This window comes from Variovorax sp. P2_H12 (assembly GCF_056403395.1).
In genome coordinates this window covers 1-17,253 of record NZ_JBFUFO010000053.1, presented here as the reverse complement: position 1 = coordinate 17,253, position 17,253 = coordinate 1, and the positions used below count along the sequence as shown (strand labels likewise).

15 protein-coding genes are annotated in these 17,253 nt (G+C 67.9%); 13 read left to right on the top strand and 2 right to left on the bottom strand.

Going from position 1 to position 17,253, the window contains the following annotated elements:
• The first annotated feature begins 13 nt into the window (after positions 1-13).
• From AC1DYK_RS31020 to AC1DYK_RS30980, 9 genes are all read left to right on the top strand, one after another.
• Entirely contained in the window at positions 14-1,534 is a 1,521-nt protein-coding gene (locus AC1DYK_RS31020) for an efflux transporter outer membrane subunit (RefSeq protein ID WP_478169803.1), read from the top strand.
• Positions 1,535-1,562: 28 nt separating this feature from the next.
• Entirely contained in the window at positions 1,563-2,681 is a 1,119-nt protein-coding gene (locus tag AC1DYK_RS31015) for an efflux RND transporter periplasmic adaptor subunit (protein ID WP_478169802.1), read from the top strand.
• Positions 2,678-5,773 (top strand): efflux RND transporter permease subunit, encoded by a 3,096-nt coding sequence (locus AC1DYK_RS31010; protein WP_478169801.1) that lies wholly within the window; start codon positions 2,678-2,680, stop codon positions 5,771-5,773. The genes AC1DYK_RS31015 and AC1DYK_RS31010 overlap by 4 nt, the downstream gene beginning before the upstream one ends.
• Positions 5,774-5,876: 103 nt before the next feature.
• Positions 5,877-8,243: a DUF3141 domain-containing protein gene (locus tag AC1DYK_RS31005; protein ID WP_478169800.1), complete on the top strand. Its 2,367-nt coding sequence runs from the start codon at positions 5,877-5,879 to the stop codon at positions 8,241-8,243.
• Position 8,244: 1 nt separating this feature from the next.
• Entirely contained in the window at positions 8,245-9,024 is a 780-nt protein-coding gene (fabI, locus tag AC1DYK_RS31000; RefSeq protein ID WP_478169799.1) for an enoyl-ACP reductase FabI, read from the top strand.
• Positions 9,025-9,049: 25 nt separating this feature from the next.
• A complete protein-coding gene (locus AC1DYK_RS30995; protein WP_478169798.1) occupies positions 9,050-10,549 on the top strand; it encodes a bifunctional enoyl-CoA hydratase/phosphate acetyltransferase in 1,500 nt (499 codons plus the stop codon).
• Positions 10,546-11,871 carry an acetate/propionate family kinase gene (locus AC1DYK_RS30990; RefSeq protein WP_478169797.1) on the top strand — a complete coding sequence of 442 codons (1,326 nt, stop codon included), beginning with the start codon at positions 10,546-10,548 and terminating at the stop codon, positions 11,869-11,871. Before AC1DYK_RS30995 ends, AC1DYK_RS30990 begins: the two co-directional genes overlap by 4 nt.
• Positions 11,868-12,194 (top strand): hypothetical protein, encoded by a 327-nt coding sequence (locus AC1DYK_RS30985; RefSeq protein WP_478085539.1) that lies wholly within the window; start codon positions 11,868-11,870, stop codon positions 12,192-12,194. Before AC1DYK_RS30990 ends, AC1DYK_RS30985 begins: the two co-directional genes overlap by 4 nt.
• Before the next feature lie 21 nt (positions 12,195-12,215).
• Positions 12,216-12,662: a hypothetical protein gene (locus AC1DYK_RS30980; RefSeq protein WP_478169796.1), complete on the top strand. Its 447-nt coding sequence runs from the start codon at positions 12,216-12,218 to the stop codon at positions 12,660-12,662.
• A 15-nt stretch (positions 12,663-12,677) separates the two neighbouring features.
• Here the strand turns inward: AC1DYK_RS30980 and AC1DYK_RS30975 are convergent, their stop codons facing one another.
• On the bottom strand, positions 12,678-12,944 hold the full coding sequence (locus AC1DYK_RS30975; RefSeq protein WP_478169795.1) for a hypothetical protein: 267 nt from the start codon (positions 12,942-12,944) through the stop codon (positions 12,678-12,680).
• A 35-nt stretch (positions 12,945-12,979) separates the two neighbouring features.
• A complete protein-coding gene (locus AC1DYK_RS30970) occupies positions 12,980-13,372 on the bottom strand; it encodes a PRC-barrel domain-containing protein (protein ID WP_478169794.1) in 393 nt (130 codons plus the stop codon).
• A 246-nt stretch (positions 13,373-13,618) separates the two neighbouring features.
• On the opposite strand from AC1DYK_RS30970, the gene AC1DYK_RS30965 reads away from it, so the two are divergent.
• From AC1DYK_RS30965 to AC1DYK_RS30950, 4 genes are all read left to right on the top strand, one after another.
• The gene (locus AC1DYK_RS30965) at positions 13,619-15,061 is read left to right on the top strand and encodes a patatin-like phospholipase family protein (protein ID WP_478169793.1); all 1,443 of its coding nucleotides are present in this window, start codon (positions 13,619-13,621) and stop codon (positions 15,059-15,061) included.
• A gap of 6 nt (positions 15,062-15,067) precedes the next feature.
• A complete protein-coding gene (locus AC1DYK_RS30960; protein ID WP_478169792.1) occupies positions 15,068-15,484 on the top strand; it encodes a hypothetical protein in 417 nt (138 codons plus the stop codon).
• A 107-nt stretch (positions 15,485-15,591) separates the two neighbouring features.
• Complete coding sequence (locus AC1DYK_RS30955; RefSeq protein WP_478169791.1) at positions 15,592-16,065, top strand: lipid A-modifier LpxR family protein; 474 nt, start codon at positions 15,592-15,594, stop codon at positions 16,063-16,065.
• Positions 16,031-16,672 (top strand): lipid A-modifier LpxR family protein, encoded by a 642-nt coding sequence (locus tag AC1DYK_RS30950; RefSeq protein WP_478169790.1) that lies wholly within the window; start codon positions 16,031-16,033, stop codon positions 16,670-16,672. Before AC1DYK_RS30955 ends, AC1DYK_RS30950 begins: the two co-directional genes overlap by 35 nt.
• Positions 16,673-17,253: the final 581 nt, after the last annotated feature.

Genomic DNA, 17,253 nt, shown 5'->3' with positions numbered 1-17,253 from the left:
CGAGTCCACTCCGATGCCACTTCCATCCGCACTTTCGCCGTCCCACAAGGCCAGGCAGAAGCCCCCCCCACCGGCCCATCAGCCGGTCGGTCTCTTCGTCGTGGCAGCGCTGGCCGCAGCGATCGCCCTGGTGTCCACCGGCTGTTCCACGCCGGCCGCCCATCCGGCGATCGACGTGCCGGCGCAGTTCGCCGCGAGCACGCCCTCCGACGTCGAGCCCGAGGCCGCCTGGTGGGAAACTTTCCACGACCCGGTGTTGACCGACCTGGTGCGCCGTGCCGAGCGCGAAAACCGCGACGTCAAGATCGCCGCCGAGCGCTTGCGGGCAGCGCGTTCCGGCGTGACGGTCAGCCGGTCCTTCCTGATGCCCAGCGTCAGCGCCGTCGGCTCGGGCAGCGATCGCAGCAGCGGCTACGGTGACGCCGTGAAGAAGTTGCAGCCGGACACCAAGACCGGCAGCGCTGGCCTCGATGTCGCATGGGAGATCGACCTGAGCGGTCGCCTGCGTGCAGGCGCGGCCGCAGCTGCAGCGGACGCGCTGGCGGTGGAAGACGGCTTGCGCGGCGTGCGCCTGCTGGTGATGACCGACGTCGCCACCAATTACTTCACGCTGGTGGGCGCGATGCGCCAACTCGACACCCTGCGCGCGATCTCGGCCGCCCGTGACGAGACCCTGCGCCTGGTGAAGGCGCGCCAGCGCGCCGGCCTTGCGACGGCGTTCGACGTCGAGCGCGCGCAGACCGAGGCCGAATCGGCGCACGCACAGATCCCGCCGCTGGAGACGGTTGCGGCGGTCTCCCGGCATCGCATCGCGGTGCTGATCGGCGATCAGGCCTTCAATGCCGCGCAAGTCGCGACCTGGCGCGGCGACGTGGTCGTGCCCCAGGCCCAGCCGGGACAGCCTGCCGCGCTGCTGCAACGGCGGCCAGATGTGCTCGCCCTCATGGCGCAGCTCGATGCGGCCAACGCGCGCCGCCAGCAGGCTGCAGCCGAATGGTTCCCGCGGCTATTTCTCGACGCGTCGTTCGGCCGCCAGAATGTGGGGCTGAACGGCATCGGCCTGGGTTCCGCCCGCTACACCAACGTGGCGGCCCTGCTCGCGATGCCGATCTTCAACGCCGGTCGCACGCGGGCGATCAATGACATCGCCGAGAGCGGCCAGCGCGAAGCGCTGCTGCGCGCCGAGGATGGCATGGTGCGCGCGCTGGAGGACGTGGAGAACGCCCTGGTCGCGCTCTCCTCGGAACGGCAGCGCTCGAAGTCGCTGCAGAGCGCCGCCGCGTCCGCGGAGGCGGCCCTCGGCCGCGCCCAATCGCTCTACGACCGCGGCCAGATCGACCTGCTGCCGCTGCTGGATGCGCAGCGCTCGCGTTTGGCAGTGGGACTGAGCGCCAACGAAAGCAACACCCAGCTGCTGCTCGACAGCGTGCAGCTCTACAAGGCGCTGGGCGGGGGCTGGCAGGTGTTCGAGCCTGCCGCCCCGCCCGCAGCGCAATCCACCTCCGCCGGCGCCACCCAGGCGTCGCATTCCTGAAACCCGTCGCCTTCCACGAGGTACTGTCTTGAAGAACTCTCTTGCCGCGGTCATCGCCTTGCCGATCGCCGCGATGCTCTCCGCATGCAGCCCGGACAAGCCGCCCATCGAGGCGCCTCGGCCGGTGCGCATCTCCGACATTCGCTATGACGCCGTCCGCGAAGCCAACCGCTACGCAGGCACCGTGCAGTCCCGCTACGAAGTCGACCAGGCCTTCCGCGTCGCCGGCAAGGTCGCCCAGCGCAAGGTCGATGTCGGCCAGTTCGTGCGCGAAGGCGACGTCCTCGCGGTGCTGGACGACAGCGACTACCGACTGGCCGAGGAGGCCGCGCGGCAGCAATGGTCGTCTGCCGTCACGCAGGCCCGCCAAGCCGAATCGGATCGCAATCGCCTGGGCTCGCTGAAAGCCGACGGCTCGGTCAGCGTGGTCGACGACGAGCATGCCCACAGCGGCGCGGAGACAGCGCGGGCGGCCCAGGAGGCGCAGGCGCGCCAGCTCGAGCTCGCGCGCAACCGCCTGAAGTACACCACGCTGCGCGCCTCGCGCAGCGGTGTGGTCACCTCGGTGCGCTTCGAAGTGGGCCAGGTGGTCGCCGAAGGACTGCCGGTGGTCGCGATTGCCGACCCCGGCGCGCCGGAAATCGTCGTCGACGTGCCGGAGGACCAGCTCACGGCATTCAAGTCGGCGCGCTTCAAGGCATCGCTGGCGAGCGCGCCCGCCGACTTCTTCGAGGTCTCGCTGCGCGAGATGTCGCCGCAGGCCGCGACGCAGACACGCACCTACCGCGCCCGGTTGAAGCCCACCAACGCGCGGCCCCTGCCGCTCGGCGCGACGGCCACGCTGGTCACCGACCGGGTGATGTCCGAGATGCCGCTGGCGTCCCTCCCGGCCAGCGCGCTCACGCAAGCCGGCGGCGAGCCTGCGGTGTGGGTGGTCAAGCACGCCGGCAAGGAGTCGGTGGGCACCGTCGAGATCGTGCGCGTCAAGGTGCACGGCTATCGCAACGACGAGGTGCTGGTGTCCGGTCCGCCGGCCGGCCAGCAGGTCGTCACCGCCGGGGTCCAGAAGATGGCCCCCGGACTGAAGGTCGCGCTGCCCGGTGCGGCGCTCGCCGAAGCAGACAGCACGCAGCAGGCCGCCCGATGAACAACTTCAACCTGACCGACTGGGCGCTGCGCCACCGCGCGGTCGTCCTGTTCATGCTCCTTATCGTCGCGGTGGCCGGCGCATTCAGCTTCACCAAGCTCGGCCAGCTCGAGGACCCGAGCTTCTCCGTGCCTTCGATGACCGCCATGGTCGTCTGGCCGGGTGCCACCTCGCAGCAGATGCAGGACGAGGTGCTCAACCGGATGGAGAAGAAGTTCGAGCAGATCGACCACTTCGAGAAGGTGGTCACCTTTGCCCGGCAGGGTTTCGGCGGCATGACGCTCACCGTGAAGGGCGGCACCTCCAAGGCAGACCAGCGCGAGGCCTGGTACCAGGCGCGCAAGAAGCTGAACGACCTGCGCCTGGAGATGCCCGACGGCGTCGTCGGCCCGATCGTCAACGACGAGTACGGCGATGTGTATGGCCTGATGTATGCGGTCAAGGGCGACGGCATCGGCCACGCCGAACTGTCGGACGCGGCCGAGGACATCAAGCGCCGCCTGCTGAAAGTGCCGATGGTCAAGAAAATCGACCTCGTCGGCAAGCAGGCCAAGCGCGTCTATGTGGAGTTCTCGCACGAGCGCCTGGCCGCGCTCGGCATCACGCCGCTGGCCATCGCAGAAAGCCTGAAGAGCCAGAACGCGATGGCGCCCGCGGGCCAGGTCGACACCCATGGCGACCGCGTCATGGTGCGCGTGAGCGGGCAGTTCGCCAGCGACGACGACATCCGCAACGTGCCGATCACGGCCGGTGGTCGCACGATCAAGCTCGGCGACATCGCCACCGTCACGCGCGGCTTCGAGGATCCGCCGACGTACACCGTGCGCCACAACGGCCAGCCGGTGCTGATGCTCGGCATCACGATGACCGACGACGGCAACATCGTGCAGCTCGGCAAGGCGATGGAGGATGCCTTCGCCAAGATCCAGTCCGAGCTGCCGCATGGCGTGGAGCTGGAGCGCGTGGCCGATCAGCCCACCACCGTGAAGGACGCGATCTGGGACTTCGAGCGCTCGCTGATGGAGGCGCTGATCATCGTGATCGCCGTGAGCCTGGCCAGCCTGGGCTGGCGCACCGGCATCGTGGTTGCCACCTCCGTGCCGCTGGTGCTTGGCGGCGTGGCAGTGGTGATGCTGGCGATGGGCTGGAACCTCGAGCGCATCTCGCTCGGCTCGCTGATCATTGCGCTGGGCCTGCTGGTGGACGACGCCATCATCGCGATCGAGATGATGGTGGTGAAGATGGAAGGCGGCATGGACCGCGTGAAGGCCGCTGCCTTCTCCTACCAGGCCACCGCCATGCCGCGCCTGACCGGCGCGCTGATCACGGTTGCCGGCTTCCTGCCGATCGGCTTGTCGAAATCGACGACCGGTGAATACGCGGGCGGCATCTTCTGGATCGTCGGCGCCGCCGTGGTGTTCTCGTGGATCTGCTCAGGCATCTTCACGCCGTACCTTGCCGTCAAGATGCTGCCCAAGGACTTCGGCAAGCACCACCATGCGGGCGACCCGTACGACACCAAGTTCTATCGCAAGCTGCGCGGATTGATCGACGTCGCCATCGAGCGCCGTTGGCTGGTGATCGGCGTGACCGTCGCCGCCCTGGGGGTCGCGCTCGCCGGCATCAAGCTGGTGCCGCAGCAGTTCTTCCCCAGCAGTTCGCGTCCCGAACTGGTCGTGGACCTGCGCATGAAGGAAGGCTCCTCCCTCGCGGCGACGACCGAGCAGGTGAAGAAGCTGGAAGCGGTGCTGGCCAAGGACGAGGACGTCAGGTTCTACACGGCTTACACCGGCGCCGGCGCGCCACGTTTCTACCTCGCGCTCAACCCCGAGCTGCCCAACCCGGGCTATGCCCAGTTCGTGGTGATGACGAAGGACCTGGCGGCGCGCGAGGCGGTTCGCACGCGACTGATGGCCACGGCCGACCAGCAGTTTCCGCAGGCCTGGGTGCGCGTGACCCGTCTGGAGCTGGGGCCGCCCGTCGGCTTCCCGGTGCAGTTCCGCGTGGTCGGACCCGACACGCAGGTGGTTCGCAAGATCGCCCGGGAGGTGGAGCAGCTGGTCGTCTCGAATCCGAAGGTGCGCGACGTCCAGTTCGACTGGAACGACCCGGTGCGCGCGCTGAAGGTGCGGCTCGACCAGGACAAGGCCCGCGCGCTCGGCCTGACGCCGGCCGAGGTGTCGCTGGTGACCCAGACCGTGTTGAACGGCGCGACGCTTTCGCAGTTGCGCGAACACGAGGACCTGATCGACATCGTGGCGCGTGCCGTGCCCGACGAGCGACTCAACCTCGATACGCTGAAGGACATCAACCTCTACACCCGCCAGGGCACGGTGGTTCCGCTGTCGCAGGTGGCGCAAGTCCGCTACGAACTGGAGGAGCCGGTGCTGTGGCGACGCAACCGCGACATGGCGATCACCGTGCGCGCCGACGTCAAGGATGGCGAGCAGGGCGTGTCGGTGACGCAGGAGATCGTGCCGCTGCTGAAGGACATCCAGGCCAAACTGCCCTCGGGCTATCGCATCGACATCGGCGGCGCGGTCGAGGAGAGCGCCAAGGCCAACAAGGCGCTGCTGGCGGTGGCCCCGCTGATGCTGGTGACCATTCTGCTGCTGCTGATGCTGCAACTGCAGGACTTCTCCCGCATGTGGATGGTGGTGCTGACCGCGCCCCTGGGCCTGATTGGCGTGGTGCCCGCGCTGCTCGTGTTCCGCGCTCCGCTGGGCTTCGTCGCGATCCTGGGCATCATCGCGCTGGGCGGCATGATCATGCGCAACTCGGTGATCCTGATCGACCAGGTGCAGACCGAGATCGCCGAGGGCCGCGATCCGTGGAATGCGGTGCTGGACGCCGCGATCCACCGGACCCGTCCGGTGCTGCTCACGGCGCTGGCCACGGTGCTCGCGATGGTGCCGCTGACGCGCAGCGTGTTCTGGGGCCCGATGGCGATCGCGATCATGGGCGGCCTGACCATAGCGACCTTGCTGACGATCTTCTTCGTGCCGGCGCTGTACGCCGCGTGGTTCAAGGTCCGCCGCCAGGCGGCGGGAAGCACCGACCCGGCTCCGGGTCACGCGGTGCTGGCTTCCTGAGATCACGTGCCATGGCGCGGCCCCCCATCTTCACCGAAGAACACCGGCAGGGGCTTCCACATCCACTCCAAAACGAATTGACCTCCAAAGAAGGAACGATCCTATGAAGAATCCGACGACACAGCTTGCCCAGAGCCGGGAAATCTCCAAAGAGGTGGCCAAGGCGTTCGAACACCGGACCACGGTGGCCGCGGAGCACTTGGCCGAACGCGTGCGGCAGGCAGGCGATCGGCAGCTGGCGGCCTTGGTGAAGAAACCGCTGCTGCCCTGGCAGGCCGGGGTGGACGCCGCGCAATACGGCGTCGACTTCGCCCAGCGCTCGGTGCTGCTCTGGGACGGGCTGCGCCAGCGCGGCAACAACTTCATCGAGCACGAGCGGCAAGGCCTGCCGCCGATGCTGCACTTCGCGCACGAGATGGTGATGGACGGGCGCACGATGGAGCGTCCGGTCAATTACGCGCTGCTGCGCATCGTGCCGCCGGATGGCGTGAAGGTGGATGTGCGCCGCCGTCCCTACCTGATCATCGATCCGCGGGGCGGCCACGGTCCTGGCATCGGCGGCTTCAAGGAGGACTCGGAAGTGGGCGTCGCCCTGGCCGCCGGCCATCCGGTGTACTTCGTCGTCTTCTTCCGCGATCCCGAGCCCGGCCAGACGCTGCTGGACGTGTGCAACGCCGAGCGCGAGTTCGTGCGGTGCGTTCGCGCGCTCCATTCCGATGCGCCGAAGCCCGCGATCGTCGGCAACTGCCAGGGCGGCTGGGCCGCGATGATGCTGGCCGCGGCCAATCCCGACGACACCGGCCCGCTCGTCGTCGTGGGCGCACCGATGTCCTACTGGGGCGGCGCCTGGAGCGAAGGCGCGGGCGACAACCCGATGCGCTATGCGGGCGGGCTGCTCGGCGGCAGCTGGCTTGCCTCGCTCACCTCCGATCTCGGCGCGGGCAAGTTCGACGGCGCCTGGCTGGTGCAGAACTTCGAGAACCTGAACCCGGCCAACACCTTCTGGGACAAGTACTACCACGTCTTCGCCAACGCGGACACGGAGCCCGCGCGCTTTCTCGAGTTCGAACGCTGGTGGGGCGGCTACTTCCTGCTGAACCGCGAGGAGATCGAGTGGATCACGCAAAACCTGTTCGTCGGCAACAGGCTCTGGGCGGGCGAGCACTCCGGCGCCGGCATGGGATTCGACTTGCGCGACGTCAAGGTGCCGGTCGTGCTGTTCGCCTCGCTGGGCGACAACATCACGCCGCCGCAGCAGGCCTTCAACTGGGTTGCCGACGTGTACGGCAGCACCGAGGAGATCAAGGCGCGCGGCCAGGTGATCGTCGGCCTGATGCACCAGGACATCGGCCACCTGGGCATCTTCGTGTCCGGACGGGTGGCGAAGAAGGAACACGCCCAGATCGTGTCGGCCCTGCAGTCCATCGAGGCGCTGCCGCCCGGCCTGTACGGAATGGAGATTGCGGAGCAGATGGATGACGCCGGCAAGACCCTCTATGACGTGAGCTTCGTTGAAATCCGGCTCGAAGACGTCGTTGCGCGACTGAACCACTACCGCCGCGAGGACGAGAAGCCGTTCCAGGCCATGAAGGCGGTCTCGGAATTCAACCAGCGCGCCTACGAGCTGTTCGGCCGCCCGGTGGCACAGGCGCTGTCCAGCGAGGCCGGTGCGGCCCTGGGGCGCGCGTTCCACCCGCTGCGCTTCCAGCGCTGGGCGCTATCCGACCTGAACCCGTTCACCTGGTGGCTGGCGCCGGCGGCGCAGCAGGTGAAGGCCGCGCGCCGGGCGGTCGCGCCGGACCATCCCCTGCGGCAGCTCGAGTCGACCGGTTCGGAACTCATCAGTGCCTCGCTCGACGGCTGGCGCGCCCTGCGCGACGCGATGGGGGAAGCTGCCTTCTTCCAGGTCTACGGCAACATGTTTGCCCTTTATGGCGGCGATCAGGGCATCGGCGACGAGCCGCAGGCGCAGCCGTTGAACCCGCGCGATCTGCCCTTCGTGAAGCGGGCGCTCGCCGCCATCGACCAGGGCGGGTATGCCGAGGCGCTGGCGCGTGTCGCTTTCCTGATGGCGCATGAGGACACGCCGTTGCCGCTGTCGCGGCTGCACCTCGCCCACGAGCTGATCGAGGACTACGGCGACCTGCTGCCCCAGCTGCCGCTCGAGGAAATACGCCGCATCGGCGGCGAGCAGGACATCATCGCCCGCTACGAACCACAGCAGGCGCTGGACACGCTGCCTGTCTTGCTGGCGCGCCCGCAGGACCGCAAGCGGCTGCTGACGCTGCTGGAGCGCGTGCTGGCGGACCGGCGGGTACAGCGTATCGTGCCTTCGGCCGAGCAGACGTCGATGCTCGCACGCATCCGCAGCCTGCTGGTCCCGGTCGTGCCGGCGATCGCCGCGCCCGCGACGCCTTCTGCACCGTCGACGCGTGTGCGGCGCCGGACCGCGGCAGCCAGGAGAGCCTGACATGGACGTCCAATCCCAATCGCTGCTCGCCGGCCGCAAGGGCCTCGTCGTGGGCATCGCCAACGAGCACAGCATTGCCTACGGCTGCGCGCGCGTGTTCCGCGCGTGCGGCGCCGAACTCGCCGTGACCTGGCTGAACGATAAGGCCCGCCCGCACGTCGAGCCGCTGGCGCAGGAACTCTCCGCCGCCATTTCCATGCCATTGGACGTGGAGCAACCGGGTGCGATGGAAGCCGTCTTCGATGCCGTCCGGCAGCGCTGGGGGCGCCTCGACTTCGTGCTGCACTCGATCGCCTTCGCCCCCTCCGCCGACTTGCACGGGCGGGTGGCCGACAGCTCCCCCGAGGGCTTCGCCCGCGCGATGGACATCTCGTGCCACTCGTTCGTGCGGATGGCGCGCCTGGCCGAACCGCTGATGCACGAGGGAGGTGCGCTGCTGACCATGAGCTACCTGGGAGCGGCCGAAGTCGTGCCGCACTATGGCGTGATGGGGCCGGTGAAGGCCGCGCTCGAAGCATCGGTGCGCTACCTCGCCACCGAGATGGGCCCGCGCGGCATCCGCGTCAACGCGGTGTCCCCGGGGCCGATCCGCACGCGCGCGGCCTCCGGCATCCCCGGCTTCGACGACTTGATCGAAGACGCACGCTGCCGGGCGCCCCTGCCGCGCGAGGTCGAGATCGACGACGTGGGCTCGCTGTGCGCGTTCCTCGTGAGCGGTGCGGCTCAGGCGATCACCGGCGACGTCCATTGCGTGGACGGCGGCTTCCACATCCTTGCATGACCAACGACCCCAAGGCGAAAGAATCGTGTCCTCTACTTCCCATTCCCATGAACTGGCGGTGCTGCGCAACCGCACCTTTGACGAAATCGCCGTGGGCGATCGCGCCACCATCGAGCACACGTTGAGTGCTGCCGACATCCAGCTGTATGCGGCGATCACGGGCGACATCAACCCGCAGCACACCGACGCCGAGTTCGCCGCCTCCACGCCATACCAGGGCGTCATCGCCCACGGTATGTGGGGTGCATCCCTGATCTCGACGCTGATAGGCACCTGTCTGCCCGGGCCGGGAACGGTCTACCGCGCCCAGACGCTCGAATTTCGGGCCCCGGTGCGGGTGGGCGACACCCTGTCCGTCACGGTGACGATCAGCGCGCGAGACGAGACGAACCACAGCGTGGTCCTCGACTGCGCTTGCGTCAACCAGCACGGCCAGCAGGTGATCACCGGCGTCGCGACGGTGAGCGCGCCGACGGAACGCTTCGAGCGCCCGCGCGGCAGCCTGCCGCAGGTGGGCATTGCGTCATCGCACGAAGATGAACTGACGCGGCTGATCGAGCGCGTGCGGCCGTTGGGGCGGCTGCGCATGGCGGTGGTGTACCCCTGCGATGCCGTGAGCCTTTCCGCCTCGCTCGATGCCCATGCGGCCGGTCTCATCGACCCGGTGCTGGTCGCGCCGCGCGAGCGCCTGCAGGCCATCGCCCGAGAGGCCAGCCTGGATATCCGGGGCCTGCCCATCGAGGACGTCGCGGACAGCCACGTCGCAGCCGCGCGCGCCGTGGAGATGGCGCTCCAGGGCCAGGTGGACGCCCTCATGAAGGGCAGCCTGCACACCGACGATCTGATGTCCGCCGTGGTGGCCAGCAAGCTGCGCACCGGTCGCCGCATGAGCCATTGCTTTGTCATGCAGACGCCCGCCTACCCGCGCCCGTTCATCATTACGGACGCCGCGATCAACATCGCGCCGACGCTTCTGGACAAGCTCGACATCGTGCGCAACGCGGTGGACCTCGCGCATGCCTTCGGGGTCGCACGGCCGCGCGTCGCCGTCCTCGCCGCCGTCGAGACGGTCAATCCCAACATGCCCGCCACACTGGACGCCGCGGCGCTGTGCAAAATGGCCGACCGGGGCCAGATCGAGGGCGCTTTGGTGGACGGGCCTTTGGCCTTCGACAACGCCGTGTCGGCTGCCGCCGCGCGCGTCAAGGGCATCGTGTCCGAGGTCGCGGGCGCCGCCGACATCCTGGTCGTCCCGGATCTGGAAAGCGGCAACATGCTCGCCAAGCAGCTGGAGCAATTCGGCGGCGCGGCCAGCGCCGGCATCGTGCTCGGCGCACGCGTCCCGATTGTGCTCACCAGTCGGGCCGACCCGCGCGAGTCCCGCATCGCATCCTGCGCCGTGGCCCTCGTCGCCGCGCGCGGTGCTGCGCAAGGTGCGGGCGCCGCGCGGCAGCCTCCCCAGTCGGCGGCCGCCCGGGCGGTGGCGCCCGCCGCTGCCGCAGCCAACCTGGAGCCGCAGCCGTGAGCGCCGCCATGCTGCAGCCCGCTGCGCGGGAAGGCGCCGTCGGTCGCCCTGACCAGGAAGCTCCCAAACCGTTGCCCGGCTCCGCGTTGACGGGCGATCCCATCCTGGTCCTGAACTGCGGCTCTTCGAGCATCAAGTTCGCTCTTTTCGACACCGGCGCCACGCCGCTGCCGCGACGCCCGCTCTGGGCCGGCCGAGTCGAAGGCATCGGCGGCACGCAGGCGCACCTGATCGACGCAGACGGCGCGTCCGTGGCCCTGGAGCTCGACCCCGAGCGGCCCTACCACGCCGCCCTGCAGCGCGTCCGTGCCTGCATCGAACGGCGCACGGGTGGCCGCCCGCCGGCCGCCGTGGTTCACCGGGTCGTGCACGGCGGCAGCAAGTACACGGCCCCGGTGCGCCTGGACCGCGTGGTGCTGGAAGAACTGCGCAGCTTCATCCCCCTGGCGCCACTGCATCAGCCCTATGCCCTGGAGGCGATCGAGGTGCTGCTGGGCGAGGCGCCACATCTGCCGCAGGTGGCCTGCTTCGACACGGCCTTCCACCGGACGCTGCCGCAAGTGGAGCAGATGCTGCCGCTGCCCCATGCCTTGTGGGAACGCGGGGTGCGCCGCTACGGCTTCCACGGCCTGTCCTACGAGTACCTGGCCATCGCCCTGGCCGAACGCCATGGACCCGCGGCGCGCGGGCGCACGATCGTGGCGCATCTCGGCAGCGGCGCCAGCCTCTGCGCGATGGAGGGGCTGAGCAGCGTCGCCACCACCATGGGCTTTTCCGCGCTGGATGGATTGATGATGGGCACGCGCTGCGGGGCGATGGACCCCGGCGTGCTGCTGCACCTGCTTCAAGTCGACAAGATGGGTGTGCAGGAGCTCGAACAACTGCTGTACCGCGAGTCCGGACTGCTCGGTGTCTCGGGGCTTTCGCCGAGCCCGCAGGCCCTGCTGGCGGCCGAGGACACGAATCCCCGGGCGCGCATGGCGCTGGACCTCTACGTTCGGCGCATCGTGCGCGAGATCGGCGCCCTGACAGCGGTGCTCGGCGGCTTGGACCTGCTCGCGTTCACCGCCGGCGTCGGCGAGCATAGCGCGGTGCTGCGCGAGCGCATCTGCCTCGGTCTGCAATGGCTGGGAGTGGAGTTGGATCAAGACGCCAACCGCGCCCACGCACCCACGATCTCCAGCGGGCGCGGCCGGGTGCGCGTGGCGGTGGAGCCCACCAACGAGGAATGGGTCGCGGCTTTCCACGCCCTCGACGTGCTGCGCGAAGGCGTTTCTCCCATCGGCGGATGCAACCCCCATTTGACGGAGGCAACACCATGAACATGAGGCTGGATGACTATCGCGTCGCTGCGAATCTCGAGGACATCGATCGCGAAATCGCGCGGATGGCGCTGCTGTGCCGGGCCAAGCTGCTCCAGTCGGGCGTGATCGAGCGCGTCCTGAAGCGCGATGCGTCGGTATGCGGGACCGACAATCCGATCGCGTTCGGCAAGCTGCACGACATGCTCGTCCTGCACTTCGCGGTGCGCGAGAAGTCGGCCGAGGTCCGGGGCCAGATCCCGACCGCCGCGATCGAATCGTACGTGGTCGAGCGCCTGCGCAAGCGTTTCCCAGACCTCGCGGCGGACTGGCGGCGTGCTTGAGTTGCGGTCACGGGCGACTCCATGACGGACATCAGCGTCGGAGCCCTCGCAGGCGTGCTGGGGTCGCTGGCCGGCAGCTCGGCCACGATCGCGATCGCATGGATCACCCAGAAGACGCACGGCCGGCGCGAACTGATCGGGATGGAGATTCGCAAGCACGAAGCCCTCTACGGTGAATTCATCGCCGAGTGCGGCAAGCTCCTTGTGGATGCGCTGACGCATACGCTCGAGCAGCCGGAGACGCTCCTCCCGGCGTACGCGCTGCTCAATCGCATCCGGCTCACCGCCTCGGCCGAGGTGCTCGCCGAGGCCGAGCGCCTGTTGCGGCGCATCGCGGACCAGTACTTCGCCGCCAACCTGACGACGAAAGACGTGGGCCGCATTGCGCATTCGGAGGACCCCGACCCGCTAAAGGCTTTCGGCGAGGCCTGCCGCAGGGAGCTCGAGGCAATCCGCGCCGGACTCTAAGTGGGGCCGGGGCCGCTACACGTGATCCCGATCCCGCTCGACGTGCCTGTGCACGCTCGGCAAGGCCAGTTCGCGACCGATCATCGCCCGCGCGTACAGGTAGTTGATGCGCGTTCGCTCGCTCATGCCATCCATGTCGACGCTACCTTGCGGGTCGCAGGCGAACGCGAACGCCTGGCCATTGCGCAGTAGGGACCGAAACAGCAGGATGAAGGAGTCCGGCTCCGCTTGCGACGCGGCTGCGGCCGCCCCGCTGAAGGAAGAAGAGAGCGCCTGGCGCATGGTGAAACCTCCGGTCGTGAGCGGCGGCGCCGTGATCAGCGCGTGTACTCGAAGGCCGGCATGGCCTTGATCGCCTCGCGTGTGGCGCCACGCAGCACCGGGCGGTCCCCTGAAACGTTGAACAGCCCCACCGGGATCGCTACGTCGTGCCTGCGCACGCCCAGGAAACCGCCAGCGCCCACGATGGCGTAGGAGACCGACGCGTTCGGCGCGACGATGACGTCGGTGATGCGGCCCACGGTTTCGCCGTTCTCGTTGACGACCTCTTGCCCGAGGATCTGCTTCTTGGCGCTCAATCCGTTGGCGATCTCGCGCACCTCCGTGACGCCGACGCTGAGCAGCGTGGAGCCTGCAACCTGCGCCTGGGCGCTTGCTGCGCCTGTCACGAGGACGAGTGCCGCCAGCGCGCCTGTGAATGTGTTTCTCATATCTTTTCTCCTGAATGACGTGGAAGGTGGAAGGGTTACGGCGCCGGATTCGCCCGGGTGGAGCCGATGCCAGAAGCGTAGGCAGTGCCTCTTGCGAAGTCGTGGATGAATCGTCTGACTTCGGTCCGGATTCGGTGTGCGCATGTCTGACCAAACACGCACCGAAATGCGACCGCAAGGAGACGACTTCGCGCGGCCAAGGTTCTATCTTCTGGCCTGCGGATTCAAGCCGCACAAGGAAGCTCGATGAATCTGTTTGTCCCAAATGTGGCGCGCCGGCTCGCGCGCAACGCATCGGTCTGCGCCCTGGGCCTGCTGCTCGGCGCATGCTCCACGGTGCGTCCCTGGACCAACGAGCCGATCACTCCGGATGCGACGATCCAGCCGATGGTGCGTCCGGTGGCCGCCGTCGACGGGCAGGTCACAGGACACCCGGTGATCGCGGCGGTCACTCTTTCCGGTGGCGGCGCGCGCGCGGCGGCGTTCGGGTTGGGCGTGCTGCGAGAGCTCAAGGCCACGCGCTTCGAGACGCAACGCGGCGAGACCACGCTGCTGGACGAAGTAGGGCTGGTCAGTGCGGTCTCCGGCGGCAGCATTCTCGCGGCCTACTACGCGGCTTTCGGCGATGAGGTTTTCACCCGCTTCGAACACGACTTCCTGCTGGTGAATTTCCAGTCGGGGCTGATCCGCCAGGCCCTGTCTCCGGTCTCGACGTACCAGCTCACTTCGCCTTGGTGGGGCCGCACCCAGGTCCTCGCCAGTCGGCTCGAGACCGTGTTCCGCGGCACGACCTTCGGCGACCTGCGCCAGCGCCGTCCCTGGCCGCGCCTGCTGGTCACGGCCACCGATCTCACCACCGGCGTGCCCTTCGAGTTCACGCCGGAGCAGTTCGGGCTGATTTGCTCCGACCTGGAGTCCGTGCCCCTGTCCTTCGCCGTGGCGGCGTCTTCCGCTGTGCCCCTCCTGCTGAGCCCGGTGACGGTGCGCAACTATGCCGATACCTGCACGCAGGCCCAGGGGCTGGAGACGGCCATGGCACCCGAACGGAACCTCTCGGCCCGCGTCCTGCACCGGATCGCGGAGAGCTACCGGAACGCGAAGGAGCGTCCGTACATCCATCTTGTCGACGGGGGAGTGGCGGACAACCTCGGAGTGCGCGGCCTCATGGATCACACCATCGCCAGCGGCTCACTGCTGGACACGTTCCGGACCATGCCGCCGGGTTCGGTGCACAAGATCGTGCTCGTGACCGTGAACTCCGAGCGCGGCCTCGCCACGGCCATTGACGATTCCGACCGCGTGCCCAGCGCGAGCCAGGTGGTGCAGACGTTGGTTTTCGGGGCTGGCTCCCGCTTCAGCGGGGAGACCACGGAGATGGTGAAGGACGCAGTGCAGCGCCTCGAAGGGGAACTGCGCGAAGCAAGAGGCCGCGCAGGCAGCCCGTTCGCCGCGGACGCGGAAGTCTATCTAATCAACGCGAGCCTGAGCGACCTCAAGAACTCGGGCAAGCGGAGACTGCTGATGGACGTCCCCACGGCCTTCGAAATTCTCCCTGCGCACGCTCACGACCTGCAGGCGGCGGGCCGGCAGGTGTTGCGCGAGAACCCGGAATTCCAGCGCCTGCGGCGCAGCTTGGGCGCGCAGTCGATGGCCACGGGCCCCGCGCCGTCGGGCGCGGAAAAGCCATGAGGACGGTTGCGCCATGTCCTCGTGTGCATGGCGTCGACGGCGCTGACCGTCTTCGTGGGTTATGCGCCGCTCTGGTACGGCGGCGCGGCCGCACAGGTGGCGCCGGATGCGACGCGCATCGCGATGTCGCTCGTCCACGAGGTGGAGCGCAAGCTGCCCGGACGCGCCGTCTTCGACGTGTCCCTCAGCTTCTGTCGCGATACGACGCCGCAGCTCGAGCAACTGGCCCAGGTGGCGCTGACGCATGGCTATCGCCTGGTGCACCACAGCCTCAGCATCAGCTACGCGGACACCGTGCCGGTCTGGCGCTTCTGCGTGATTGCCCTGGACAGATCGCGCTCCACTTCTCCTGCACGCCTGGCGCACGAGCTCTCTCGATCGGATGAAGTGGTTCGGTTCAGCATCGTCCCGTTGAAGAACTGATTCCGACATCGACCTCCATTTCCTGTGCACATCCTCTAAAGAAGCTGAAGTTGAGCGCGTCTATTCGCAGCCTGCAACACGCCACCCACCCCACACCCCCGCGATCCATGAGCCGAAATTCCGCGACCCTCCGGCGCTCCGACACGCCTGCCACTACAGTGCCGATCCTTGTCTCTCGCGTCGTGCAGGTGCCGGCGATGCTGCGAAGTCGCCGGCTCTTGGTTGCGATCGCTGTTCTGGGCTGCGCCACCGCAGCCCCGGCTTTCGCCGAAGAGCGCTTCGCTTCCGTGCTGTTCCAGAACGACGTCTTCTTCGGGCGCGATGGTGGCGGCTACACCAATGGCGTCTTTGCCTCATTCGTGCGGGTGACCTCGCCAGGCGAAAGCAGCGTGGAGCCTTCTCTGTTGATGAAGCCGATCGCCGGCTGGCTTGGCCTGCCGCAGGCGACGCTCGCTTCCTCGGCACTGGGCCAGATCATGGTGACCCCGCGCGACCTCACGATGGCGCAGACCGGACCCCAAGGACGCGCCTTATGTCGGGGCTCTGATGTTTCGCTCCACGCAGGTGTTCGTCCACGATGACATCGCTGACATGGCGGCGGTCAACATGGGCGTGATTGGCCCGGCCGCCGGCGCCGAGCAGACGCAACGCCTCATTCATCGCATCGTGGGCGCGGACCGCCCGGAGGGCTGGGACAGCCAGGTTTCCAACAAGGCACTGGTGGGCATTGAGCGCTACCGGGCCTGGCGCTTTCCGCTGGGTGCCGCGGAAGCTGGCAAGGCCAACGGCGACTTCGTCGCGCTGGCCGGTGGCGCCCTTGGCAACCTCGAAACCTCCCTCGGCGGCACCTTGATGCTGCGCTACGGTGTGGGATTGGAGCGCAGCTTTCCGACCGTCCCGCGGGTCATGACGCACAGCGCCGATCCCTTCGTGATCGGCCGCGGCTGGTTTACCTATGCCGGACTCTCCGCCGATCACCTCTTCAACCATGTGGGCATCAGCGACGACGTTCCCTCCGGCGCAACGGCGCAGTTGCGCAAGTTGCGTTTCGTCGCGGTGGCGGGCATCGCATACGGCTGGCAGCATTCGTCGCTGAGCTTCTCGCTGCAGAGCGCGAATCCACTGGTCCAGTCGAACCATCAACAGCAATCCTACGGGTCAGTGACCTATGGCTGGAATATGCGTTGAAGTGCGCGCTACAGACCATTTTTCGAGCGAACTCTGAAGCACCTTGCGCTCATCAGCCGAAACTCTGCAGCCCCTGCAGCGTCCCGACAAGACTGCGAGGCCAGTTGCGGCCATCCAGGTTCTGCCCGGTGATCTCAAGCATCCGACCACCACCCTTGCCGTACTGAAAGCCGTGCACAGTTCCGCGCTACATGCACGAGCGTTCCAGAATGACAGGCGTGGGCGCGACCGTCGCAGAGAAAGCTGATCTCGCTGTCGAGTACGTAGCAGGACTCGTCCCAGTCGTGGCTGTGCGGAGGCGGACCGGTTCCCTCGTCCCCCTGTTGAAAATCGATACGTACGGAACATTGGCATTGGATCTTGCTGCATGGTCACCAGAGTCTGTGACCTGGTGAGCGAAATGCGCCGCGGCGGCGCCCCTGAGGGAACGGGCTAGGGAAATGCTGATCAATAGGTCGCGGCGGGCACGGCCCGTGCATGCGTGAAGGCATCGCAAGTCACAGCACCATCGAGATGAACCAACGCAGCTTTGCCAGCGCCGAGTACGCATTGAAGAAGAAGCGCACGCGGCGGGAGAAGTT